We start from the raw sequence: 24,472 nt of genomic DNA on the forward strand, positions 1-24,472 counted from the left end.
GACTACTCGGCACTTTTGACCTGCTGCTCTTCCTAGTACTGCTTCGGCGTGGAACGGAACGAGCGAAGGGATGAGGGTATCGGGCACGCTGTTGGGTGTCTGAGGGAGCGAACTTCCTCAGTTGCCGGCCCCAGTGCACTCGGACCTTTGGTCTGGGGTGATGGGTGGCTGGTCGTTGTTTGAGAACTACACAGTGAACGCGAGCATCTGTGGCCAAGTTTTTAAGGGCGCACGGTGGATGCCTTGGCACCAGGAACCGATGAAGGACGTGGGAGGCCGCGATAGTCCCCGGGGAGTCGTCAACCAGGCTTTGATCCGGGGGTTTCCGAATGGGGAAACCCGGCAGTCGTCATGGGCTGTCACCCGCTGCTGAACACATAGGCAGTGTGGAGGGAACGAGGGGAAGTGAAACATCTCAGTACCCTCAGGAAGAGAAAACAACCGTGATTCCGGGAGTAGTGGCGAGCGAAACCGGATGAGGCCAAACCGTATGCGTGTGAGACCCGGCAGGGGTTGCGTATACGGGGTTGTGGGATTTCTCTTGATCAGTCTGCCGGCTGGTCGACGAGTCAGAAACCGTTGATGTAGGCGAAGGACATGCGAAAGGTCCGGCGTAGAGGGTAAGACCCCCGTAGTCGAAACATCAGCGGCTCGTTTGAGAAACACCCAAGTAGCACGGGGCCCGAGAAATCCCGTGTGAATCTGGCGGGACCACCCGCTAAGCCTAAATATTCCCTGGTGACCGATAGCGGATAGTACCGTGAGGGAATGGTGAAAAGTACCGCGGGAGCGGAGTGAAATAGTACCTGAAACCGTGTGCCTACAAGCCGTGGGAGCGTCGGAACGAGGCTTGCCTTGTTCTCGTGACTGCGTGCCTTTTGAAGAATGAGCCTGCGAGTTTGCGGTGTGTTGCGAGGTTAACCCGGGTGGGGAAGCCGTAGCGAAAGCGAGTCCGAATAGGGCGTTTTAGTAGCACGCTCAAGACCCGAAGCGGAGTGATCTAGCCATGGGCAGGTTGAAGCGGAGGTAAGACTTCGTGGAGGACCGAACCCACCAGGGTTGAAAACCTGGGGGATGACCTGTGGTTAGGGGTGAAAGGCCAATCAAACTCCGTGATAGCTGGTTCTCCCCGAAATGCATTTAGGTGCAGCGTCGTGTGTTTCTTGCCGGAGGTAGAGCACTGGATAGGCGATGGGCCCTACCGGGTTACTGACCTTAGCCAAACTCCGAATGCCGGTAAGTGAGAGCGCGGCAGTGAGACTGTGGGGGATAAGCTCCATGGTCGAGAGGGAAACAGCCCAGAGCATCGACTAAGGCCCCTAAGCGTACGCTAAGTGGGAAAGGATGTGGAGTCGCACAGACAACCAGGAGGTTGGCTTAGAAGCAGCCACCCTTGAAAGAGTGCGTAATAGCTCACTGGTCTAGTGATTCCGCGCCGACAATGTAGCGGGGCTCAAGCGTACCGCCGAAGTCGTGTCATTGCAGCAATAAGCCCCAACGGGTGCTGTGATGGGTAGGGGAGCGTCGTCTGCCGGGTGAAGCGGCACTGGAAGGTAGTCGTGGACGGTTGACGAGTGAGAATGCAGGCATGAGTAGCGATACAAACGTGAGAAACGTTTGCGCCGATTGACTAAGGGTTCCTGGGTCAAGCTGATCTGCCCAGGGTAAGTCGGGACCTAAGGCGAGGCCGACAGGCGTAGTCGATGGATAACCGGTTGATATTCCGGTACCCGCTGTGAAGCGTCAAACATCGAGCATCGTGATGCTAAGGCCGTGAAGCCGTTCCGGACCCTTCGGGGAATGGAAAGTGGTGGAGCCGCCGGACCAAGCGGTTAGTAGGTGAGTGATGGGGTGACGCAGGAAGGTAGTCCATCCCGGGCGGTGGTTGTCCCGGGGTAAGGGTGTAGCCCGAGTGGTAGGCAAATCCGCCACTCTTGCAGGGTGAGACCTGATGCCGAGCCGATTGTGGTGAAGTGGATGATCCTATGCTGTCGAGAAAAGCCTCTAGCGAGTTTCATGGCGGCCCGTACCCTAAACCGACTCAGGTGGTCAGGTAGAGAATACCGAGGCGTTCGGGTGAACTATGGTTAAGGAACTCGGCAAAATGCCCCCGTAACTTCGGGAGAAGGGGGGCCACACCTGGTGATGAGCTTTGCGCTCTGAGCTGGGGGTGGCCGCAGAGACCAGCGAGAAGCGACTGTTTACTAAAAACACAGGTCCGTGCGAAGCCGTAAGGCGATGTATACGGACTGACGCCTGCCCGGTGCTGGAACGTTAAGGGGACCGGTTAGTCACATTTCGGTGTGGCGAAGCTGAGAACTTAAGCGCCAGTAAACGGCGGTGGTAACTATAACCATCCTAAGGTAGCGAAATTCCTTGTCGGGTAAGTTCCGACCTGCACGAATGGCGTAACGACTTCTCGACTGTCTCAACCATAGGCCCGGTGAAATTGCACTACGAGTAAAGATGCTCGTTTCGCGCAGCAGGACGGAAAGACCCCGGGACCTTTACTACAGTTTGATATTGGTGTTCGGTTCGGCTTGTGTAGGATAGCTGGGAGACTGTGAAGCTCGCACGCCAGTGTGGGTGGAGTCGTCGTTGAAATACCAGTCTGGTCGTGCTGGATGTCTAACCTGGGTCCGTGATCCGGATCAGGGACAGTGTCTGATGGGTAGTTTAACTGGGGCGGTTGCCTCCTAAAGGGTAACGGAGGCGCCCAAAGGTTCCCTCAGCCTGGTTGGCAATCAGGTGTTGAGTGTAAGTGCACAAGGGAGCTTGACTGTGAGACCGACGGGTCGAGCAGGGACGAAAGTCGGGACTAGTGATCCGGCGGTGGCTTGTGGAAGCGCCGTCGCTCAACGGATAAAAGGTACCCCGGGGATAACAGGCTGATCTTCCCCAAGAGTCCATATCGACGGGATGGTTTGGCACCTCGATGTCGGCTCGTCGCATCCTGGGGCTGGAGTCGGTCCCAAGGGTTGGGCTGTTCGCCCATTAAAGCGGTACGCGAGCTGGGTTTAGAACGTCGTGAGACAGTTCGGTCCCTATCCGCTGTGCGCGTAGGAGTCTTGAGAAGGGCTGTCCCTAGTACGAGAGGACCGGGACGGACGAACCTCTGGTGTGCCAGTTGTTCTGCCAAGGGCATGGCTGGTTGGCTACGTTCGGGAGGGATAACCGCTGAAAGCATCTAAGCGGGAAGCCTGCTTCGAGATGAGGACTCCCACCCACTTGATGGGGTAAGGCTCCCAGTAGACGACTGGGTTGATAGGCCAGATATGGAAGCCTGGTAACGGGTGGAGTTGACTGGTACTAATAGGCCGAGGGCTTGTCCATTGATGCTCGCGTTCACTGTGTTGGTTCTGAAACCACGACCATGTCGCCCCCTTGGGGGGCGTTCCGGTTGATTGTTTCATAGTGTTTCGGTGGTCATAGCGTGAGGGAAACGCCCGGTTTACATACCGAACCCGGAAGCTAAGCCTCACAGCGCCGATGGTACTGCAGGGGGGACCCTGTGGGAGAGTAGGACACCGCCGAACAATTTTTGGGAAAACCCCCGCACCGTATGGTGCGGGGGTTTTCTGCGTTATGCGTGCGGTGCGGATATCTTGGGCCCATGAGTCTCGTGAGCGGCAACGACTACGTCATACGCGCTGTCCGTCCCGGTGATTGGGAGCGGGTGAAGCAGCTGCGGCTGGACGCGTTGCGGGACCCGATCGCGCACCTCGCCTTTCTGGAGACCTACGACGCGGCCGCGGCCCGGCCGGATTCCTTCTGGCAGGACCGGGCCGTCGGCTCGGGAGAGGGCTCCACGACGGCCCGGCAGTTCATCGCCGAGGCACCGGACGGCGGCTGGGCCGGCTCGGCCACCGTGCTCATCGAGGAGGCCGGCAGCGAGGACTGGGCCGGATTCCCGGTCGAGCGGCGGCAGGGCCATGTGGTCGGCGTGTTCGTACGGCCGGAACACCGTGGGAAAGGGCTCATCGAGGCGCTGTTCGACGCCGGGCTGGCCTGGGCCTGGGAGAGCGGCGTCGAGCGGGTGCGGCTGTTCGTCCACGAGAAGAACACACGGGCCCAGGCGGCCTACCGGAAGATCGGCTTCGAGGCGAGCGGCCGGGTCGTGGCGTTCTCGAAGGACGAGGCCCAGGAGGAGCTGGAGTTCGTGGTGGAACGGCCGCTCTGAGAAAGCCTCTCCGATACGGAAAGCGCTCCCGGAGCCTTGCGCGAGGACTGCTCAGACCGGGAGTTCCTGGTGCGGCCAGCGGGTGCGGGCCTGCTCCCGGGAGCGGAGCAGCGCGAACGTCGGCAGGCCCTGGTCGGCGCCGGCGGCCAGCAGGTCCGGCAGCTCGGGCAGCGGCGCCACGGCCGCGATGTCGTCCAGGACCAGGGTGAGTGGTGGGTCGAGCCGACCGGAGGATGACCGTTCGGCCATGCGCCGGCCGCGCTCGACCACGCTGGAGACGAGGGCCGTCAGGAGCGGCATCGCGCCCGGATTGCTCCGCGGGTCCTCGATGGATTCACCGACCAGATAAAGCGTGCCCCCTTCGTGGACGAAGGAATCCAGGGCGAGGGCATCGCTTCGGTTGGGAGTGCACGCCTCCCGGATGTTCACCGTGAACAGCGCCGACAGGGCCCTGCTGGTCAACTCCTGCGCGATGTCCCGGCGTTCCGGGTGCGCGGTGAGTGCCGCCTCCAGCTCGCCGGCGGCGCCGGGCGCGGCCTTCGGGTGGGTGCGCAGGGTGCGGACCGCGTCCTGGACCTGGGTGCCCTGCGCCCAGCGGTGCACGTGCCGGATGGTGCGGTTCTCCAGGGCGGCGGCGTGCAGATAGCTGCGCAGCAGGACGATCGCCGTGTCGGCCACCGCCTGGTCGATCCGCGCGGTGGGCCGTACGGGGGCGAGCAGGGCCGTCGCCCGGTGCAGGGCCGTCTGTCTGTCCTCGCAGCCCGCCGTGGGCGACCAGTGCAGGCGGGCCGGGGTGTCGCACCGGTGCGTGGGGTCGTAGAGCAGGGTGGGGCCCAGCTTGGCCCGGGTGTCCTTGGTCTCCGCCCACAGGGCCGGGTTGGAGGTGACGAGGAGGACGGGGCCCTCCGCGTCGCGTACGGCCTGGACCGCGGCCGTCTGCCGGTCCTCCCTCGGCGCGATGAAGACCGTCTCCCGGTCGCCGCCGGCCGGCGGACCGGCCGGCGGCGCCGGCACGGCCGTCTCCCCGGCGGGCGTCACGGGCAGCGGCTCGGTGCGCGGCAGGAGGACCTCGTGGCGGGGCTCCGGGACGTCGTGGCGCCGCTCCTGGGCCTCGTACCGGGGCTCGGCGGGCAGGGGCCGCGGCGGCGGGCCGTCCAGCGGGTCCCGGGCCGTCGTGGCGCGTCGTAGCCGGCTCGCGCGCCAGCGGGCCACCGCGCCCAGCGTGAACACGGTGAGCACGAAGAGGATCATCAGCTGGCCCAGGAACAGGCCCCAGAACAGGCCCCACCCGGAGAGCTGGCCCGGCGGGGTGTCCGGCCAGGCGCCGGGAAGGTCGTGCGGCCGGCCGATGAGGTGGCGCATGGCCAGGGGGGTGCGGGTGAAGGTGACGCCGTCCGGCCAGGCGCCCTGGGAGAACCGGGCCGCGAGGCCGGTGGCCGCCCACACCAGGACGGTCATCCCGATGAGGAACGCCAGGACGCCGACCAGCAGCCCGTCCGGGATGCCGCCCTGGCGGTCCCGGCGGGGGTCACGGCGATCGTCCGGTCTCACACTGCACTCCCTCTAGGCCACCGTCGACTCGGAGTCGCCGAGGTGCTGTTCCACGAAGGCCGCCGCCCGCTGCTCGGCCTCCAGCTCGGCCGCGCGCAGCGCGTCGTCGGCCGCCAGTTCGCTGGACGACTGGGTCATCGCGCGGTCGGTGAAGACCAGTGGCCGTTCCGTCTCCGTGACCAGATGCTTGACCACCTGGACATTGCCGTTGACGTCCCAGACCGCGATACCCGGCGTGAGCGTGGGGATGATCTCCACGGCCCACCGGGGCAGGCCGAGGACGCGGCCGGTGGCCCGCGCCTCGTCCGCTTTCTGGGCGTAGATCGTCCTGGTCGAGGCCATCTTCAGGATGGCCGCGGCCTCCTTCGCCGCCGCGCCGTCGACCACGTCGGACAGATGGTGGACGACCGCGACGAAGGACAGGCCGAGCCGGCGCCCGAACTTCAGCAGCCGCTGGAACAGCTGGGCCACGAACGGGCTGTTGATGATGTGCCAGGCCTCCTCGACCAGGAAGATGCGCTTCTTCCGGTCGGGGCGGATCCAGGTGTGCTCCAGCCACACGCCGACGATCGCCATGAGGATCGGCATGGCGATGGAGTTGCGGTCGATGTGGGACAGGTCGAAGACGATCAGGGGCGCGTCGAGGTCGATGCCGACCGTGGTCGGGCCGTCGAACATGCCCCTCAGGTCACCGTCGACCAGCCGGTCCAGGACCAGGGCCACGTCCAGGCCCCAGGCCCGTACGTCGTCTATGGCGACGTTCATCGCCTCCGCCGACTCCGGCTCGGGATGCCGCAGCTGCTCCACGATGTCGAAGAGGACCGGCTGGCGGTCGACGATCGTCTCGTTGACGTAGGAGTGCGCGACCTTCAGGGCGAAGCCGGCGCGCTCGTCCAGGCCGTGGCCCATGGCGACCTCGATGATGGTCCGCAGCAGGGCGAGCTGCCCGGTCGTGGTGATCGCCGGGTCCAGCGGGTTGAGCCGGATGCCGTGGTCGAGGGCGGCCGTCGGGTCGAGCCGGATGGGCGTTATCCCCAGCTCCTCGGCGATCAGGTTCCACTCGCCGACGCCGTCCTCGCCCTGTGCGTCCAGGACGACGACCTGGCGGTCCTTGAACCGCAGCTGGCGCAGGACGTACGTCTTCTCCAGCGCCGACTTGCCGTTGCCGGACTCGCCGAGGACCAGCCAGTGCGGGGCCGGCAGCTGCTGGCCGTACAGCTGGAAGGGGTCGTAGATGTAGCCCTTGCCGGAGTACACCTCGCGGCCGATGATGACGCCGGAGTCGCCGAGGCCGGGCGCGGCCGTGGGCAGGTAGACCGCCTGGGCCTGGCCCGTGGAGGTGCGCACCGGCGGCCGGGTCGTCTCCACCTTCCCGAAGAGGAAGGAGGTGAAGGCCTCGGTGAGGACGGACAGCGGATCCCGCATCGGAGAATCAGCCCCTACCTTCGGATGCCGGTGGCGAACGGGAGTGTGTTCACGAAGGCGCGGTGGTGCTCTCGGTCGCACCACTCCAGCTTGAGGTACGACTTGCCGGCGGAGGCCCTTATCGTGCGCTTGTCGCGGTTGAGGGCTTCCGGGGAGCGGGCGGAGACGGTGATGTAGCCGACGAGGTTGACGCCCGCGGCGCCGCTGGCGAGGTCCTCGCCGCGCTGGTCGAGCCGGTTGTGCGCGGCGATGTCCCGGGGGTCGACGGTGCGGTTCATCTTGGCGGCGCGGGACGCCTCCGCCTCGTCGTTGGTCTTCTCGGTCAGCATCCGCTCGATGGCGACCTCGGTGGGTTCCAGGTCCATGGTCACGGCGACCGTGCGGATGACGTCCGGGGTGTGGACGAGGAGCGGGGCGAGGAAGTTGACGCCGACGGGGGTCATCGGCCACTCCTTCACCCAGGCGGTGGCATGGCACCAGGGGGCGCGGGTGCTGGACTCGCGGGTCTTGGCCTGGAGGTAGGTCGGCTCCACGGCGTCCAGCTCGGCCGGCCAGGCGTTGCGCTGGGTCATGGCCTGGATGTGGTCGATGGGGTGGTCGGGGTCGTACATGGAGTGGATCAGGGAGGCCAGCCGGCCCTGGCCGAGCGGCTGCCGTACCCGGATGTCGGCCTCCTGGAGCCGGGAGCAGATGTCGGTCAGCTCGCGGGCCATGACGACGGCGAGCCCGGCGTCCCGGTCGACCCGGCCGCCGCGGGTGCGGGCGGCGCGGGCCATGGCCTGGGCCTCGGCGGCCAGTTCCCGGCTGTAGTGCATGCAGGCGACGAGGTAGGCGCGGTGCTGCTCGCTGCTGGTGGAGACCATGGACTGGAGCTGGTCGTAGGAGTTCTGGAGCCAGCCCGGGGCGCGGTCGTCGCCGCGTACGGCGACGTCCTTGGCGTGCGCGTCCGGGTCGGCGGGCAGGGTGCGGGCGAGCATCTGCAGCCGGGTGACGAAGCCGTCGCCGTTGGCTACGTGCTTGAGCAGGGTGCCGAAGCGGTCGACCAGGGCCTCCTGGTCCTCGGAGTCGCGCAGGCCGACGCCGGGGCCCTCGATCTCGATGGCGGCGGTGACCGTCTTGCGGTCGGCGTGCAGCAGTACGGCGATCTCGTCGGGGCCGAAGGGGGCGGCGAGCCAGGTGATGCGGCCGATGCCGGGCGGCGGGCCGACCTCGATCTCACGGCCGTCGAGCCGGGTGCCGGCCTCCATGGCGGTGGACCGGTAGGCGGCGCCGCGCTTGACGGTCCGCTTGAACGAGCGGTTGATCTCGAACCACTTGTAGAAGGTGCGGCGCTTGTACGGGACGTAGACCGCGGCGAGCGCGAGCAGCGGGAAGCCCATCAGCAGCACGATCCGCAGGGGCAGCACCGGGACGAGGAGGCCGCACATCATGCCGAGGAACGCGCCGGCGATGATCAGGGCGATCTCGCCGGTCTCGCGGTTCCGGCCGATGATCGCGTTCGGCCGGGCGCGGCCGATGAGATACGTACGGCGGGGCGTGACCGGATGGGACAAGTGGGACTCGGTCGTCAACGCCCTTCACCTCCTGAGCGGTTGTTGCGGGTGTTGCCGGCGTGCGGGGTGTTGACCGGGCTGGGCGCGCGGGGCGCGGGCGCGGCGGAGGGGACGGCTCCGCCGCCGCTTCCGCCCGGGGTACGGGTGCTGTGGGCGGCGACGCCGCCGGAGGCGGGGTTGGCCTGGCGGGGGGTGCTGCCGGACTGACCGGCCGCGGCGTTGCTGTCGGCGCGGGTGCTGTGGGTCTTGATGCCCTGGGCGACGAGGGTGGCGGGGGAGCTGATGACGGCGGCGGCCTTGCCCTCCGCGCCCTGCATGATGCGGTTGTTGCGGCCGCTGGCGATCTCGTCGCCGAAGCCGGGGACGAAGCGGTAGATCATCGCGCTGGCGAAGATGGCGAGCAGGATGATGGCGAGGCCGGAGACGACGGCGGAGAAGGCGTCGGGGCCGCTGTCGCCGGACAGGGCGCCGGCCAGGCCGAGGACGATCACGATGACGGGTTTGACGAGGATGACGGCGATCATGATGCCGGCCCAGCGGCGGACGTGGCCCCACAGGTTCTTGTCCACGAGGCCCGCGTAGACGACGGTGCCGAGGAGGGCGCCGACGTAGAGGAGGGCGGCGCGGATGACCAGTTCCAGCCAGAGGACGCCGGCGGCGAGGATGCTGACCAGGGAGACGACGATCAGCATGATGGGGCCGCCGCCGATGTCGTTGCCCTTCTTCAGGGCGCCGGAGAAGGTGCCGAAGAACGTGTCGGCCTGGTCGCCGGTGGCCTTGGCGAGGACGTCGGTGACGCTGTCCGTGGCGGAGACGACGGTGTACAGGATCAGCGGGGTGAAGGCGGAGGCCAGCACGGTGAGCCAGAGGAAGCCGACGGCTTCCGAGATGGCGGTGGTCAGCGGCACGCCGCGGACCGCTCGCTTGGCGACGGCGAGGAGCCACAGCAGGAGCGTGAGGATGGTGGAGGCGGCGAAGACGACGGCGTACTGCTTCAGGAACGCCTGATTGGTGAAGTCGACACCGGCGGTCTCCTTCACGGCCTTACTGAGCTTGTCGACGGTCCAGGACGCGGCGTCGGCGCAGCCTTTGGCCAGCGAGGAGAGGGGGTCGAGGGTGTCGGTGAGGGGGTTGCCGGGGGTGGAGGGAGATTTGTCGGAGGGGTCGCCGGTCTTGCAGAACTTCCGGGCGGGAGGTGCGAGCAGCGAGCAGTCCGTGCTCGAGCTAGGAGTCGGCGTGGGCGAGGGGGCCGCGAAAGCTCGTGCGGCCAGCAGTACGGTGGTGGTCTGGACGGCCACCACCAGACCGGCAAGTTTGAGTACGCGCTGGCTACCGGGCATACGTGAACCCTCCGAACTCCTTGACCGCCTTGCCGATCTCGTCGGCGCCGGAGACGGGATTGTCTCCGGTGATCGGGGTGGGGCCTGTTCGCTGGCTGGTCTCCAGCACCTTCCAGTCGCTGCCGTTCCACTTCAGTTTGAGGGTCACGGTGGACCAACCGCTGGTCACAGGGTTGTTCGAGCTTTCACCGGCGAGGCCGAAAAGTGTGTTGCACCATACGTCGACGGTCGCCGCATCGGCACCGTAGGACGTCGTCTTCGTCCCGGCCGGCAGCGTGCGGTCGACGAAGGTCGTGTTGTCGGGAACGCTGCCGTCGGGGTTGAGACCGATGTTCTTCAGAAAGCCGGTCGAGTAGTTGGCATCGAAAACCGACTGGAGTCGGCTCACGGCGCTCGGATCGGCTACCGCCTCGACAATGCTGTGCCTGCTGGCCGTGTCGATCATGCCGTCGGACCACAGCACCACCGCGTAGTTCGCCGCTGCGCTCTGGGCGCCCTGGGGGGTGTGGGCGAAGCCGGAGGGGATGGTGCCGGGGTTCGAGGTGACCGGCTTGGTTCCGGTGGGGGCGGTGGCGGCGGACCTGGGCCGGTCGGTCTTCGTCGACGCCGTCTCCTCGTCCTCCCCGCCCCCCCGGTTCGCGAAGGCGATGGCGGCGATGAGGAGGATGACGACGCCGACCACCGTGATCAGGCTTCTGGAGGAGGAGCGCGGGGGGCGGCGGGGGGCGCCGCCGTAGGGGTCGGGGTCGGGGAGGCGGGTCCGGGTCTGGCCCGGCTCCGGGTGGTCGCCGTAGCCCTGGTAGTCGCGGTCTCCGGGACTCATGCCGCGTACGCCCCCTCCACGTCGTAGAGATACGACGGTAGCCGTGCTGGTTCCCGCGCGGGCGCGGTGTGGTGACTCGACATCAGGGAAACGCAACCTCAGCCGGTGGGCACGACGGACGGGTGGGGTGGAGGGGACAGCCGGGGCCGGGCGTGCCCGGTACGGGTGGGGCTACACCGCCATGCCGTACACGATGGTGAACAGGGTGCCGAGGGAGCCGATGATGAAGACCCCGGTGAGGCCGGCGATGATCAGGCCCTTGCCCTGCTCCGCGCTGAAGGTGTCCCGCAGGGCCGTGGCGCCGATACGCTGCTTGGCCGCCCCCCATACGGCGATGCCGAGGCAGAGCAGGATGGCGACGGCCATGACCACCTCGATCATCACCTTGGCTTCGTTGCCCAGGCTGCCGAAGGGGCCCCAGTCCGGAGCGATCCCGCCGATGATGGTGTTGATGTCTCCCTTGTCGGCCGCAAAGAGCATGTAAGTCACCGCCCCTGGTGGGTAGTTCCGCGAGCCCCTGCGGGCGCAGAGGTCAGGCCTCATTGTCGCCGACAACGTCGCCAACGTATGTCGACTTGGCGTCATTCACTGGCGGGTTTCGTATGTGTGGCACCTACCGTCACTCTGTGTATCACGGCAGGTCACCCCGGGCAATGAGGTCGGACCGGAACCTGTGTGTGGTTCCGTCGTTGACCCCCTTTACGACCTGCGCGGTTTCTGACGGTTGGTCGGGCGGGTGGCCGCGTCGATGTTCTCATGGCGTCGCCCACCGTGATTCACAGCGAAAATTCAGGGAAGCCGCAGCCCGTTCCTCGCCATTGACGGTCAGAGTGGGGCTTGATGAAGCGCATCTCACGCGGCTCGGTCAGCTCGCGGCCCGCGCGGCTCGGCACGGTGGTGCTGCTCGCGCTGACCTCGGCCTCCGTGGCCGCCGCCGACGACGGGTGGGGGCCGCTCGGGGTCACCGCGGACGCCGTGGCGACCCCGCGGAGCGCGCGGGTGGGCGCGCTGTTCGCCGCGGACGGATCGGGCCGGCCGGCCGGCGGTCACTTCTGCACCGCGTCGGTGGCGCACAGTCCGCGCGGTGATCTGATCGTCACCGCCGCGCACTGCCTGGACGGTTCCGGCGACGACCCGGTGTTCGTGCCGGGCTACCGCGACGGGCGGGCGCCGTACGGGGTGTGGAAGGTGACGCGGCGGTACCTGCCCGAGGCGTGGACCCGGGACCGGGACGAGGACGGCGACCTCGCCTTCGCCACCGTCGCCGCACGGGACGGCGAGCGGCTGGAGGACGTGACCGGGGCCGACCGGTTCACGACCGGGGTGGCCACGGGCGCCACCGGGGTCACCGTCACCGGATACCCGGACTCCCGTGAGGTGCCCATTGTCTGCGCCAACAAGCCGGTCCCGTACAGCCGTACCCAGCAGCGCATCCACTGTCCCGGCTTCACCGGCGGCACCAGCGGCAGCCCCTGGGTCAACGGCGACCACGAGATCGTCGGCGTCCTCGGCGGTCACGAGGAGGGCGGCAGCACAGCCGACACCTCGTACAGCGTGGTGCTGGGGCGGACGGCGGCCGAGTTGTACGAGCGGGCGGCGGGCGGTTCCTGACCCGGGCTCAGGGCCGAGGCGGACGCGTGATCCTCGTGGCGGTGTCTTCGCCCGTGGACGTGCTCAAGCCGCCGCAATCGTCGCGGCCGGCGACAATTACGGCGTCATTCGCGCGCGGTGCACCGTGAAATGACGCCACTTCACGCGAATGGGGTCTTGGAACGGCCTCGTATGGGGGAAAGTTGAACCGTGCGGAAGTCATGGGTGATCGGTGGGGCGGCCGTCGCGCTCGGCGTGAGCTTTGTGATGCTGCTGGTCGTCGGTGTGTACATCGTGGCCGGGAACCTGGTCAACGGGGTGACCTCGGGGGGCCGGGGGCTGGCGAAGGGTGCCGTGCCGGCCGCCTACTCGTCGTTGGTGCAGAAATGGGGCAACCTGTGCCCGGCGCTCACGCCCGCGCTGCTCGCCGCACAGCTCTACCAGGAAAGTGGCTGGAATCCGACGGTGGTCAGCCCGGCCGACGCGCGCGGCATCGCGCAGTTCATCCCCAGCACCTGGGCCACGCACGGCATCGACGGCGACGGTGACGGCAAGCGGGACATCTGGGACCCCGACGACGCCATTCCGTCGGCGGCCTCCTACGACTGCGAACTCGCCAAGTACGTCAAGGACGTTCCCGGCGACGTCTCCGACAACATGCTCGCCGCCTACAACGCGGGCGCGTACCGCGTGATCCGGGCGGGCGGAGTGCCGGCCATCAGCGAGACGCGGAACTACGTCCAGCGGATCCGCAGCCTGGAGAAGAGCTTCGCCGCGCCGGTCAGCCGGCTCGACCCCTCCCACCAGGCCGCCGGTGCCATCGCGTTCGCGCAGAGCCGGCTCGGCACGCCGTATCTGTGGGGCGGCGAAGGCACCGCCGCGCAGGGCGGCCGCTTCGACTGCTCGGGCCTGACCAAGGCCTCCTACGCGAAGGTCGGGATCAAGCTGCCCCGGGTGGCCAACGACCAGTACAACGCCGGCCCGCACCCCTCGCGGGACCAGCTGCTCCCCGGCGACCTGGTGTTCTTCTCCGACAACCTCACCGACTCGCGGGCCATCCGGCACGTGGGGATCTACGTCGGCGGCGGATACATGATCGACGCTCCGCGCACCGGCGCGGTGATCCGTTTCGACCCGATCGACACCCCCGACTACTTCGGTGCCACCCGGGTCACCGAGGATGGCGCGAAAGCACTTCCCACAAACGTATGAACCGTGTGTAAAGCTGCCCCCTGAACTGCGGTGACGAGTCTCTCTTCGATAACGTCTGCGTGATCTTTCAGTGGAGAGTGGAACGTATTCATGGTGGCCGTGCGTTCCTGTTGACGTAGCCGAGCGGACGTCAGTGCGGCAGTGCAGCGGAAGCGGATCTACGAACCACGGGGGGCTGGAGCGACGCACACCCGGTGCGTCCGGACGAACGACGAAGGGGCCGCAGCACCATGGCTGTACTCGCCGAATCCGGATCGAACCCCGACGTCGACCTGCTGTACGACATCAACGGCCTGGCCAAGGACGCGCCGCACTGGTTCGACCGGGTCATGGAGTTCGTCGGCGAGTACGGACTGCTGCTCGCCATGGTGCTGCTCGTCCTGTGGTGCTGGTGGTCGGTGCGCCGCCGGGGCGGCGAGGACGCGGCGCCGTCGGTGGCCGCGCTGGTGTGGGCGCCGCTCGCGGCCGGCCTCGCGGTCCTCGTGAACGTCCCGATAAGGGGCTTCGTGGAGCGCCCGCGGCCCTTCCGCGACCATCAGGGCCTGGACGTCCTGGTCTCCGGCAAGGACGACTTCTCCTTCGTCAGCGACCACGCGACGCTGACGATGGCGCTCGGCGTGGGCCTCTTCGTCGCCAACCGCCGCTTCGGCCTCGCCGGCATCGGCCTGGCCCTGCTGGAGGGCTTCTGCCGGGTCTACATGGGCGTGCACTACCCGACGGACGTCGTGGGCGGTTTCGCGCTCGGCACGGCCGTCGTGCTGCTGCTGTCCCCGCCGGCCATGGCGCTGCTCACCCCGCTGATGCGGGCCGTGGAGCGGTCGCCGCGGGTGGGCCGGCTCGTCCGGCGGCGGACGGCGCCGGGTGTGCCGGTGCTGCCCGGCGCGCACCGTCCGGCGAAGCCCGAGGAGCGGGACCTGGCCGCGTAGCCGGGAGCGGCCGGCTCCGGTGACCGGAGGCCGGCCCGTGGTCGTCCCTACAGCCCCTGCGCGTACGAGAAGAACCGCTGGGGGTCGTACTGCTTCTTCACCTTGTCCAGCCGCGCCGCCGCGTCCCCGTAGTACGCCTTCTTCCAGTTCTTCAGCGTGGGGTCCGTGTAGTTCTGGTAGGCCGCGCCGGAGGCGTACGGCGCCATCGCCCGGTGCGCCGACGTCAGCCAGGACTGCGCCGTGGTGCCGGAGCCGCCCGCGCCCCAGGAGGCGATGTACTGGGCCAGCATCCGGGAGCGGCGGTGGACGAACGCGGTCGCGGTCGGCGAGACCCGGTTGACCGCGCCGCCGAGCGCCGTGAACGCGATGCTGCCGCCTCCGCCGCGCACCGCGGCGATCTGCTTCAGCACGGTCTGGATGCCGGCCGCGGACAGCGAGCGGTCGAAGAAGTCGGAGCGGGCCGCGTACGTCTCCCGGCCGAGCGCGCCCTGCGGGGAGCGGCCCGGGGTGGGGCCCGGCAGATGGCACTGGGCGTCGGTGGCGAAGGAGGAGCAGCCTGCGTAGATCTCCATGGCCTCCTCGTAGCCGCGGCGGCGCAGGGAGACCGAGCGGGCGTTCGCGCTGGCCAGGTGGGCGAGGCGGTCCACGGCGTTCTGCAGCTCGCGGTAGGTGCCGAGGGAGAAGCAGGAGACGGAGACGGTCGGGGTGCGGCCCGGCGAGCAGGCCAGGTGCAGGGAGGACCAGATCTCGTCGGGCTGGGCCGGGCCCCACTCCTGCCAGGCCTTCAGCACCTTGGCGGCCTTGGACCAGGGCCAGGTCAGGTACGCGGTGACGGCCTGCGGTGCCGTGTGGGTCCTGAAGCGCAGCTCGGTGACGACGCCGAAGTTGCCGTTGCCCGCGCCGCGCAGCGCCCAGAACAGGTCGGCGTGGTGGCGGGCGTCGGCGGTGACCTGGGTGCCGTCGGCGGTGATCAGGGTGGCCTGGGTGAGGCTGTCGCAGGTCAGGCCGTAGGCGCGGGAGGCGACGCCGTGGCCGCCGCCGAGGACCAGGCCGGAGACGCCGACGCTGGGGCAGGAGCCGGCGGGTATGGTCACGCCCTTCGCGGCGAGCGCGCGGTAGACGTCGATCAGCTTGGCGCCGGCGCCGACGACGGCCTCGCCGCCGCCGGCCCGTACGCGGTTCAGCCGGGACACGTCGACGATCAGCCGCTGGTCGCCGGAGGAGTAGCCGGCGTAGGAGTGGCCGCCGTTGCGGATGGCGACCTTGACGCCGTGCGCGTGGGCGTAGGCCAGGGTGGTGCGGATGTCGGCGGCGTGCGCCACGTAGGCGACCGCGGCCGGCTTCAGGCCGTCGAAACGGGTGTTGTAGAGCTGGTGGGCGGTCTTCCAGGAGGCGTCGCCGGGCCGGACCAGGGTGCCGTCCAGGTCCCGGGCGAGGGCCGTCCAGTTGGCGGCGGCCCTGGCCGTGGCGGCCGAGGCGGTGGTCCGCAGCGCGGTGACGGAGGCCGAGCCGGCGAGCGACGCCGTGGGGGCCGAGGAGCCGCCGCCCGCCCCGCACGCGGCCAGCGCGGTCGTCGCCAGGGCGGCCGTGCCGCCCGAGATGAACGTACGCCGTTCCATGTCCGTCGCCCTTTCCTCGGCTGTCGTGGAACGAGACGACGTCGCGCACCGCGGGGTTCCGCCGAACGGGTGAGGAACCCCGCACAGGCGTTCGCGTGGGGGCGCTCGCCGGGACCTCCGTGTGCCCTCCCCGTGAGCATTCCGTGACCTAACCGGGCCGACGGCAGGGGTTCACTCTGCGTTCATTTCTGGCCATCGGCGGCTTCACCTGTTCTGCCTAATTTCGGCCGTACACGGTGCGGAGTGCGGCCGACGAACGCGTTCGCACCCCCGCATCTCTCACCTCGCGCGCCGCCGATCGCGGCGGCTCCTGGAAGGAACTCCCGAAAGTGAAGCTTCAGCGCAAGAACCGGCTGCGCGCCCTCTCTCTCGGCGCTGTCGCCGTCTCCAGCGCCCTGGCACTGACGGCGTGCGGCTCCGACGACAACGGCGACGGCGGCAAGGCCTCGGGCGGTTCGTCCAGCGCCGCGGGCGCCGGCTCCGTCAAGTGCGACGACGCCAAGGGCCAGCTGCTCGCGGACGGCTCCTCGGCGCAGAAGAACGCGATCGACGCCTGGACCAAGGCGTTCTCCCCGGCCTGCAAGGTGCAGATCAACTACAAGGGCGCCGGCTCCGGTGCCGGTGTCACCTCCTTCACCCAGGGCCAGATCGCGTTCGCCGGTTCCGACTCCGCGCTGAAGCCCGAGGAGGTCGCCGCCTCCAAGAAGGTCTGCGACGGCGGCCAGGGCATCGACCTGCCGATGGTCGGCGGCCCGATCGCGCTCGGCTACAACGTCCCCGGCGTGGACAACCTCGTCCTGGACGCCCCGACGATCGCCAAGATCTTCGACAGCAAGATCAAGAACTGGAACGACGAGGCGATCAAGAAGCTGAACCCCGAGGCGAAGCTTCCCGACCTGAAGATCCAGGCCTTCCACCGCTCCGAGGACTCCGGCACCACGGACAACTTCACCAAGTACCTGCTCGCCACCACGCCCGACAACTGGAAGTACTCCGGTGGCAAGGCCTGGCAGGCGCAGGGCGGCCAGGCGGCCTCCGGCTCCGCCGGCGTGGCCCAGGGCGTCAAGCAGAACTCCGGCGCGATCGGCTACTTCGAGCTGTCTTTCGCCAAGGGCATCGACACCGTCGCCATCGACACCGGCGCCAAGGCCCCGGTGAAGCCGTCCACCGAGTCCGCCACCGCGGACATCGCCGCGGCCAAGGTCGTCGGCACCGGCAAGGACCTGGCGCTCCAGCTGGACTACAAGACCAAGGCCGAGGGCGCCTACCCGATCACCCTGGTCACCTACGAGATCGTCTGCGACAAGGGCAACAAGGCCGACTCCCTGCCCGCCACCAAGGCGTTCCTGCGCTACATCGCCAGCGAGGACGGCCAGAAGGTGCTGGCGCAGAACGACTACGCCCCGATCCCCGCGGAGATCATCGCCAAGGTCCGCACCACCATCGAGGGCCTGAGCTGACCTGATCCGTGAGTGCGGCCCGCGCCCCGACGGGCCGGGCCGCCGTCCGGTGCACCGCCGCCACGAGCCGCGCCCCACGGGACCGCGACTCCGCAGACCGGAGAACCCGATGGACATATCGACGACAACCGACGCCCCTCCCTCCGCCCCCCAGCCCCCGCTCGCCGAACGCAAGCGCGCGGCCCGCGGCGCCACCCGGCCCGGTGACCGGATCTTCCTGGGCCTGTCGCGCGGCTCCGGCATCCTGCTGCTGGTGATCATGGCCGCGATCGCGGTCTTCCTCACCTACCGCGCCTCCCTCGCGATCAGCAAGGACCACGGGAACTTCCTCACCACCTTCGAGTGGAACACCAACCTCACCCCGCCGGTCTTCGGCATCGCGGTGCTGGTCTTCGGCACGATCGTCTCCTCGGTGATCGCGATGGTCATCGCGGTCCCGATCGCCGTCGCGATCGCCCTGTTCCTCACCCACTACGCCCCGCGCCGGCTCAGCGGCCCGATCGCCTACGTGATCGACCTGCTCGCCGCCGTGCCGTCCATCGTCTACGGCCTGTGGGGCGCCCTCGTCCTCGTCCCGCACCTGCGCGGCCTGTACGGCTGGCTGGACACCTACCTCGGCTGGACCGGGATCTTCGCCTGGGACGACGGCGCCCCGCGCACCATGCTCGCCGTCGGCATCCTGCTGGCGATCATGATCCTGCCGATCATCACCAACGTCAGCCGCGAGGTGTTCCGCCAGGTCCCGCGGATGCACGAGGAGGCCGCCCTGGCCCTCGGCGCCACCCGCTGGGAGGTCGTGCGGATGTCCGTGCTGCCCTTCGGCCGCTCCGGTGTGATCTCCGCGTCCATGCTCGGCCTCGGCCGTGCCCTCGGCGAGACGATGGCCGTGGCCACCGTGCTGTCGCCGGACTACGACATCCACGCCAGCCTGCTGAACCCCGGCGGCGGCACCTTCGCCCAGAACATCGCCAGCAAGTTCGGCGAGGCCAGCGAGCAGGGCCGGGACGCGCTGATCGCCTCCGGTCTGGTCCTCTTCGTCATCACGCTGCTCGTCAACGGCGCGGCCCGCGCGATCATCGCCCGCCGCAAGGAGTACTCGGGGGCCAACGCATGAGCACCGCAGCCGTCACCGACAAGCGCCCCGGCTCGCTGCGCGGCGCCGGCCTGCCCCGGTGGGCCCCGTGGGCCATCGCCGCCGGGTCCGCCGCCGTCGCGGTGGGCATCGGGCTGGGCGCCGGCCTCGACAGCACCGTCCAGTGGGGCCTGATCGCCGCGATCCTGTTCGTCCTCGGCACCTACGGCATCGCCGCCCGGGTGGAGGGCCGCCGGCAGGCCAAGGACCGGGTCGCCACCTCGCTGGTCTGGGTCGCCTTCCTGCTCGCCGTCGTCCCGCTGGTCTCCCTGGTGTGGACGACCGTCTCGCGCGGCGTGAAGGTGCTCGACGTCCACTTCCTCACCCACTCCATGGGCGTCGTCGCCGACTCCGAGCCCGGCGGCGGCATCTACCACGCCATCATCGGCAGCCTGGAGCAGGTCGGCCTCGCCACCCTCCTCGGCGCTCCGATCGGCGTGCTCACCGCCGTCTACCTGGTGGAGTACGGGCGCGGCCGGCTCGCGCAGGCGGTCACGTTCTTCGTCGACGTCATGACGGGCATCCCGTCGATCGTCGCGGGCCTGTTCATCCTCAGCCTGATGCTCATCCTCGAGCTGGACCCGTTCGGCTTCGCCGGTTCGCTGGCCCTGGCCATCCTGATGATGCCGGTCGTCGTCCGCTCCACCGAGGAGATGCTCAAGCTCGTCCCGAACGAGCTGCGCGAGGCGTCCCTGGCCCTCGGCGTGCCCAAGTGGCGGACCATCCTGAAGGTCGTCCTGCCGACCTCCGTCGGCGGCATCACCACCGGCATCATGCTGGCCATCGCCCGGATCGCGGGCGAGACCGCGCCGGTGCTGCTGCTGGTGTTCGGCAACCCCTTCATCAACACCAACCCCTTCGACGGGGCGCAGGCGTCGCTGCCGCTGTACATCTACCAGCAGTACGCGGCGGGCAACGACGCGGCGTACGACCGCGCCTGGGCGGCGTCCCTCACGCTGATCGCCTTCGTGATGATCCTCAACCTGCTGTCCCGCGGCATCGCCCGCTGGAAGGCGCCCAAGACCGGTCGCTGACGCGGCCGCACAGCGACCGAGCTTGAACCCCTGGAAGTGAAGCAGACATGGCCAAGCGAATCGACGTGAGCGGGCTCACCGCCTACTACGGCTCCCACAAGGCGATCGAGGACATATCGATGACGGTCGAGCCGCGCTCGGTGACGGCGTTCATCGGCCCCTCCGGCTGCGGCAAGTCGACGTTCCTGCGCACCCTGAACCGGATGCACGAGGTGACCCCCGGCGGCCGCGTCGAGGGCAAGGTGATGCTCGACGACGAGGACCTGTACGGCACCGGGGTCGACCCGGTGTCCGTGCGCCGCGAGGTGGGGATGGTCTTCCAGCGCCCGAACCCGTTCCCGACGATGTCGATCTTCGACAACGTCGCGGCGGGCCTGCGGCTGAACGGCACCCACAAGAAGAGCGAGCTGAACGACGTCGTCGAGAGGTCGCTCAAGGGCGCGAACCTCTGGAACGAGGTCAAGGACCGCCTGAACAAGCCGGGCTCCGGGCTCTCCGGCGGCCAGCAGCAGCGGCTGTGCATCGCGCGGGCCATCGCGGTCGAGCCGAAGGTGCTGCTCATGGACGAGCCGTGCTCGGCGCTGGACCCGATCTCCACCCTCGCCATCGAGGACCTGATCGGCGAGCTGAAGGACCGGTTCACGATCGTCATCGTGACCCACAACATGCAGCAGGCGGCGCGGGTCTCGGACCGTACGGCGTTCTTCAACCTGTCCGCGGTGGGCCAGCCGGGCCGGCTCGTCGAGATCGACGACACCGAGCGGATCTTCTCCAACCCGTCGGTCCAGGCCACGGAGGACTACATCTCCGGCCGCTTCGGCTGACCGGCACCCCGCCCCGGCACGTCCGGGCGGGACGGACCCCTCGCGGTGCTGCATGGCGGTGCCACCGTGAGGACGCAGAAGGGCCCGCCCCCGGCTCCCGGGGGCGGGCCCGTCGCGTTCGGCCGTCGTGCGGTCCTACAGGGCCACCAGCTTCACTATGCCGAAGGCCAGGGCCGCGACCAGGGCGGCGGCCGGCATCGTGATGAACCAGCCGAGGACGATGTTCTTGGCCACGCCCCAGCGGACCGCGTTGACCCGCTTGGTCGCGCCCACGCCCATGATCGCCGAGGTGATGACATGGGTGGTGGAGATCGGCGCCTTGAAGATGAACGCGGTCGTGAACATGATCGAGGCGCCGGTGGCCTCCGCCGCGAATCCCTGCGGCGGGTCCAGCTCGATGATCTTGCGGCCGAGCGTGCGCATGATCCGCCAGCCGCCGGCGTACGTGCCCAGGGACAGCATCACCGCGCAGACGATCTTCACCCAGACCGGGATCGGGTCGCCGAACGTCTCGTGGCCGGAAATGACCAGGGCCAGCACCACGACGCCCATCGTCTTCTGGGCGTCCTGGAGGCCGTGGCCGAGGGCCATGCCGGCGGCGGAGACGGTCTGCGCGATGCGGAAGCCCCGCTTGGCCTTGTGCGGGTTGGACCGCCGGAACAGCCACATGATCGCCGTCATGACCAGGTAGCCGACGATCAGGCCGACGAACGGGGAGACGAACATCGGGATGACGACCTTCTCCAGCACCCCGCTCCACAGCACGTCCGTGCCGCCCGCCAGGGCCGCCCCCACCATGCCGCCGAACAGCGCGTGCGAGGAGGACGACGGCAGGCCGTAGTACCAGGTGACCAGGTTCCAGACGATCGCGCCGACCAGTGCCGCGAAGAGGATGCCCATCCCCGTCGAGCCGTGTGGCGTCTCGATCAGGCCCTCGCTGACCGTCTTGGCGACGCCGGAGCCTAGGAAGGCGCCGGCCAGGTTCATCACGGCCGCCATGGCGAGGGCCGCCCGCGGGGTCAGCGCGCGCGTCGACACCGACGTGGCGATGGCGTTCGCGGAGTCGTGGAAGCCGTTCGTGTACGTGAAGAAGAGCGCGACCGCGACGGTCACGATCAGGGCGAAGGTGTCCATCGACGCCTCAGGACTCCTTGACGGCGATGGTCTCCACCGTGTTCGCCACGTGCTCGAAAGCGTCCGCCGCCTCTTCCAGGACGTCCACGATCTGCTTGAGCTTCAGCACCTCGATGGCGTCGTACTTGCCGTTGAAGAGGTGGGCGAGCAGCTTGCGGTGGATCTGGTCGGCCTGGTTCTCCAGCCGGTTGACCTCGATCCAGTACTCGGTGAGGTTGTCCATGGTGCGGAGGTTCGGCATGGCCTCCGCCGTCAGCTCCGCCGCGCGGGCCAGGACCTCGATCTGCTGCTCGACGCCCTTGGGCAGTTCCTCGACGTTGTAGAGGACGACCAGGTCGACGGCCTCCTCCATGAAGTCCATGATGTCGTCCAGGGAGCCGGCGAGGGTGTAGATGTCCTCCCGGTCGAACGGCGTGATGAACGAGGAGTTCAGCTGGTGGAAGATCGCGTGCGTGGCGTCGTCACCTGCGTGTTCCGCGGCCCGCATACGCTCTGCGATCTCGGCCCGGGCGGAGGAGTCCGCCCCGAGCAGTTCCATCAGGAGTTTCGAGCCCGTGACGATGTTGTCCGCGGACGCGGCGAACATGTCGTAGAAGCTCGTCTCCCTGGGGGTCAGACGAAAGCGCACGTGGGGTCCTCGGGGTGCTTCGGTTTCGGTCAGGCTGATGCTAGGCGCATCATCCGGCCACGGCTAACGGGCCGCATCCCAGTGTCGCCCATCGGGCAGTGTGATGAGCACAGGGGCGTACGAAGGCGCCCTTACCCCGCAAAGTTCGTTACCATATACCCAGTAGGGGTATCTGTCCCTTTTGTCCGCAACTCGTCCCGAGACGGAGGCCCGCGGTGACGACGACCGAGGCCGGCGCCACGCACGGCTACCACAAGCAGAAGGACGAGCACCTCAAGCGGCTGCGCCGCATCGAGGGGCAGATCCGCGGGTTGCAGCGGATGGTGGACGAGGACACCTACTGCATCGACATACTCACGCAGGTCTCCGCCTCCACCAAGGCCCTGCAGTCCTTCGCGCTCCAGCTGCTGGAGGAGCACCTGCGGCACTGCGTGGCGGACGCGGCCCTCAAGGGCGGCGACGAGATCGACGCGAAGGTGGACGAGGCGACGAAGGCGATCGGCCGGCTGCTGCGCACCTGAGCGGTGCGGCGGCGCGGGCCGCGCTCAGCTGCGGTCGCGCTCCTCGGCGACGCGCAGGACCGCGTCGATGCTCTCCAGGCTGAGCCGGTCCTCGGCGGCCGAGGCCGCGATGATCAGCTCGCCGCAGAGTTCGATCTCGGCGAGGGCCACGTGGTCCTGAACCGCCGTGCCGCCGACCGGAGCCACCCGCCTCACCTCTTCCCTGCCGTCACCGCTTCCTAGGGTAGGCAGCGGTCCGCACACCGCGCATGGCACGGACGGGCTACTTACAAAAGGGCCGTCTGGGACTAGTGACCGGCCGGAAATCAGCCGCTCTTGCCGGGCTCGTCCCCGGCGACCCGGCCCGTGTAGATGTCCGCCGGGGCCGGCAGCCGGATGTCCGCGCCCACGCCGAAGTCGTACAGCAGCAGCGTGGAGGCGACCGCGACGGTGGCCTTGGCGTGGCCGTTGACGAAGCTGAAGCGCTGCCGGAGCTTGCGGACGCGGCCCTGGTCGTCCAGGTAGGCGTCGAACGGCACCCGGGCCGTGGCGAACCCTTTCGCCGCCGCGGCCAGCGCCGCCCGGGTCCCGGCCGGGGCGTACCGGGCGGCGCGGCCGAGGTCGGCGGTGCCCCGGTAGTGGCGTACGGCCGTCCCGGCCACCTCGGTGCGGTCCACGAAGGCCGCCTCGACGGTGCCGCGCAGCAGCTCGGCCGCCGCGTACGGGTCGGTGGCGCCGCCGGTCACCAGGTTGCCGTCGGACAGCGTCGCGGTCTCCACCCGCACCCATTTGCCGGCGGGCACGCCCGCGCCCCGGTTCTTCATGTACAGCGCGGCCGGGGTGAGGAGTTCGGTGATGGGCCGGTGCCCGGAGGCTCCGGTGGGGCCGGCGGGGAGCATCACGGTGAGCCGGCCGAGGCGGCGGCGGTAGTCGTAGACACCCCGGCCGCGGATGGTGACCCGGGTGCCGCCGGTGGCCATCTCCATGGAGGTGCCGGCCTTGGAGCTGCCCGCGTCCCGCAGCGCCTCGGCGGCCCGGTGCAGCACGCCCACGGCGTCGCCCGCGCCCTTGACGTCCTCGGCGGCGGCCCCGCTGCCGGAACAGCCGGCGGCGCCGGCCCCGAGGAGGATGCCGAGCGCGGCGAGCGTGCCGCCCGCGCGCCTGTGCTGCCGCCGATCCATCGCCTGCCTACCCCCAGCCGGTGTGTCCGTCACGGGCCTCCCGTTGTCCGGATAACGACGGCTGGGGAGCGCCGTCACGCGCCGCGGACGCGCTCGGTACGGTGGTCGGCGTGGCACTCACCCCGGCGCAGCAGGACGGGCGGGAACACCGCACCTCGACGACCGAACAGGGCCGCTTCTGCGTGGCCCGCTGCACCTGCGGCTGGCGCGGCCCGGCCCGCCGCGCCCGCAGCCAGGCCCGCACGGACGCGGAGACCCACGCACCGGCCGGCTGAACGGCCCCGGGGGCGCGGAGCGCGTCCCGCCGTCCCCGTCCCCGTGCCCGGCGGTTCGGCCGGGCGAGGTGATCTTGGTCCCGTC

The 24,472-nt window shown here is 68.9% G+C and carries 21 protein-coding genes and 2 rRNA genes; 12 read left to right on the plus strand and 11 right to left on the minus strand.

The features are described 5' to 3' along the window. Positions 1–211: 211 nt before the first annotated feature. From SCK26_RS20070 to SCK26_RS20080, 3 genes are all read left to right on the plus strand, one after another. Positions 212–3,333: ribosomal RNA gene (locus tag SCK26_RS20070) — 23S ribosomal RNA — on the plus strand. An 85-nt stretch (positions 3,334–3,418) separates the two neighbouring features. Beyond that, positions 3,419–3,536: ribosomal RNA gene (gene rrf / locus SCK26_RS20075) — 5S ribosomal RNA — on the plus strand. A 77-nt stretch (positions 3,537–3,613) separates the two neighbouring features. Then, complete coding sequence (locus SCK26_RS20080; protein ID WP_318202678.1) at positions 3,614–4,180, plus strand: GNAT family N-acetyltransferase; 567 nt, start codon at positions 3,614–3,616, stop codon at positions 4,178–4,180. A 51-nt stretch (positions 4,181–4,231) separates the two neighbouring features. On the opposite strand, the gene SCK26_RS20085 is transcribed toward SCK26_RS20080, so the two are convergent. The 6 genes from SCK26_RS20085 to SCK26_RS20110 form a co-directional block, all read right to left on the minus strand. Beyond that, positions 4,232–5,731 (minus strand): type IV secretory system conjugative DNA transfer family protein, encoded by a 1,500-nt coding sequence (locus SCK26_RS20085; protein ID WP_318202679.1) that lies wholly within the window; start codon positions 5,729–5,731, stop codon positions 4,232–4,234. Between the two features lie 12 nt (positions 5,732–5,743). Next, positions 5,744–7,156: an ATP-binding protein gene (locus tag SCK26_RS20090; protein ID WP_318202680.1), complete on the minus strand. Its 1,413-nt coding sequence runs from the start codon at positions 7,154–7,156 to the stop codon at positions 5,744–5,746. Positions 7,157–7,170: 14 nt separating this feature from the next. Beyond that, complete coding sequence (locus SCK26_RS20095) at positions 7,171–8,727, minus strand: SCO6880 family protein (RefSeq protein WP_318202681.1); 1,557 nt, start codon at positions 8,725–8,727, stop codon at positions 7,171–7,173. Then, positions 8,724–10,049 carry a hypothetical protein gene (locus SCK26_RS20100; RefSeq protein WP_318202682.1) on the minus strand — a complete coding sequence of 442 codons (1,326 nt, stop codon included), beginning with the start codon at positions 10,047–10,049 and terminating at the stop codon, positions 8,724–8,726. The genes SCK26_RS20095 and SCK26_RS20100 overlap by 4 nt, the downstream gene beginning before the upstream one ends. Next, positions 10,039–10,872: a hypothetical protein gene (locus SCK26_RS20105; protein WP_318202683.1), complete on the minus strand. Its 834-nt coding sequence runs from the start codon at positions 10,870–10,872 to the stop codon at positions 10,039–10,041. The genes SCK26_RS20100 and SCK26_RS20105 overlap by 11 nt, the downstream gene beginning before the upstream one ends. Before the next feature lie 171 nt (positions 10,873–11,043). Continuing rightward, entirely contained in the window at positions 11,044–11,352 is a 309-nt protein-coding gene (locus tag SCK26_RS20110) for a hypothetical protein (protein ID WP_014673544.1), read from the minus strand. Positions 11,353–11,712: 360 nt separating this feature from the next. Between SCK26_RS20110 and SCK26_RS20115 the strand changes: the two genes are divergently transcribed. From SCK26_RS20115 to SCK26_RS20125, 3 genes are all read left to right on the plus strand, one after another. After that, positions 11,713–12,483: a trypsin-like serine peptidase gene (locus SCK26_RS20115; protein ID WP_318202684.1), complete on the plus strand. Its 771-nt coding sequence runs from the start codon at positions 11,713–11,715 to the stop codon at positions 12,481–12,483. A gap of 189 nt (positions 12,484–12,672) precedes the next feature. Further along, positions 12,673–13,674 (plus strand): bifunctional lytic transglycosylase/C40 family peptidase, encoded by a 1,002-nt coding sequence (locus SCK26_RS20120; RefSeq protein WP_318202685.1) that lies wholly within the window; start codon positions 12,673–12,675, stop codon positions 13,672–13,674. A gap of 230 nt (positions 13,675–13,904) precedes the next feature. Next, a complete protein-coding gene (locus tag SCK26_RS20125) occupies positions 13,905–14,600 on the plus strand; it encodes a phosphatase PAP2 family protein (protein WP_318202686.1) in 696 nt (231 codons plus the stop codon). Between the two features lie 47 nt (positions 14,601–14,647). Here the strand turns inward: SCK26_RS20125 and SCK26_RS20130 are convergent, their stop codons facing one another. After that, positions 14,648–16,219, minus strand: a complete 1,572-nt coding sequence (locus SCK26_RS20130) for an FAD-binding oxidoreductase (protein ID WP_318202687.1) — start codon at positions 16,217–16,219, stop codon at positions 14,648–14,650. 329 nt (positions 16,220–16,548) lie between these two features. On the opposite strand from SCK26_RS20130, the gene pstS reads away from it, so the two are divergent. The 4 genes from pstS (at position 16,549) to pstB (ending at position 20,669) form a co-directional block, all read left to right on the plus strand. After that, positions 16,549–17,679, plus strand: coding sequence for a phosphate ABC transporter substrate-binding protein PstS (gene pstS, locus SCK26_RS20135; protein ID WP_318202688.1), 1,131 nt, complete (start codon positions 16,549–16,551; stop codon positions 17,677–17,679). A gap of 109 nt (positions 17,680–17,788) precedes the next feature. Continuing rightward, positions 17,789–18,793, plus strand: coding sequence for a phosphate ABC transporter permease subunit PstC (gene pstC / locus SCK26_RS20140; protein WP_318202689.1), 1,005 nt, complete (start codon positions 17,789–17,791; stop codon positions 18,791–18,793). Next, on the plus strand, positions 18,790–19,845 hold the full coding sequence (gene pstA / locus SCK26_RS20145) for a phosphate ABC transporter permease PstA (protein ID WP_318202690.1): 1,056 nt from the start codon (positions 18,790–18,792) through the stop codon (positions 19,843–19,845). The genes pstC and pstA overlap by 4 nt, the downstream gene beginning before the upstream one ends. Positions 19,846–19,892: 47 nt before the next feature. Continuing rightward, entirely contained in the window at positions 19,893–20,669 is a 777-nt protein-coding gene (pstB, locus tag SCK26_RS20150; RefSeq protein ID WP_318202691.1) for a phosphate ABC transporter ATP-binding protein PstB, read from the plus strand. Positions 20,670–20,804: 135 nt separating this feature from the next. On the opposite strand, the gene SCK26_RS20155 is transcribed toward pstB, so the two are convergent. After that, complete coding sequence (locus tag SCK26_RS20155; RefSeq protein WP_318202692.1) at positions 20,805–21,803, minus strand: inorganic phosphate transporter; 999 nt, start codon at positions 21,801–21,803, stop codon at positions 20,805–20,807. 7 nt (positions 21,804–21,810) lie between these two features. Next, the gene (locus SCK26_RS20160) at positions 21,811–22,431 is read right to left on the minus strand and encodes a DUF47 domain-containing protein (RefSeq protein ID WP_073901268.1); all 621 of its coding nucleotides are present in this window, start codon (positions 22,429–22,431) and stop codon (positions 21,811–21,813) included. Between the two features lie 215 nt (positions 22,432–22,646). Between SCK26_RS20160 and SCK26_RS20165 the strand changes: the two genes are divergently transcribed. Further along, positions 22,647–22,952: a metal-sensitive transcriptional regulator gene (locus tag SCK26_RS20165; protein WP_020940900.1), complete on the plus strand. Its 306-nt coding sequence runs from the start codon at positions 22,647–22,649 to the stop codon at positions 22,950–22,952. A 24-nt stretch (positions 22,953–22,976) separates the two neighbouring features. Here SCK26_RS20165 and SCK26_RS20170 read toward each other — a convergent pair whose 3' ends face one another. Continuing rightward, positions 22,977–23,138 carry a hypothetical protein gene (locus SCK26_RS20170; protein ID WP_318206189.1) on the minus strand — a complete coding sequence of 54 codons (162 nt, stop codon included), beginning with the start codon at positions 23,136–23,138 and terminating at the stop codon, positions 22,977–22,979. A 119-nt stretch (positions 23,139–23,257) separates the two neighbouring features. Next, entirely contained in the window at positions 23,258–24,112 is an 855-nt protein-coding gene (locus tag SCK26_RS20175; protein WP_318202693.1) for a hypothetical protein, read from the minus strand. A gap of 110 nt (positions 24,113–24,222) precedes the next feature. Between SCK26_RS20175 and SCK26_RS20180 the strand changes: the two genes are divergently transcribed. Further along, on the plus strand, positions 24,223–24,387 hold the full coding sequence (locus SCK26_RS20180; RefSeq protein ID WP_318202694.1) for a hypothetical protein: 165 nt from the start codon (positions 24,223–24,225) through the stop codon (positions 24,385–24,387). The last annotated feature ends 85 nt before the right edge of the window (positions 24,388–24,472 follow it).

This window comes from Streptomyces sp. SCL15-4 (assembly GCF_033366695.1).
Lineage (GTDB): Bacteria > Actinomycetota > Actinomycetes > Streptomycetales > Streptomycetaceae > Streptomyces.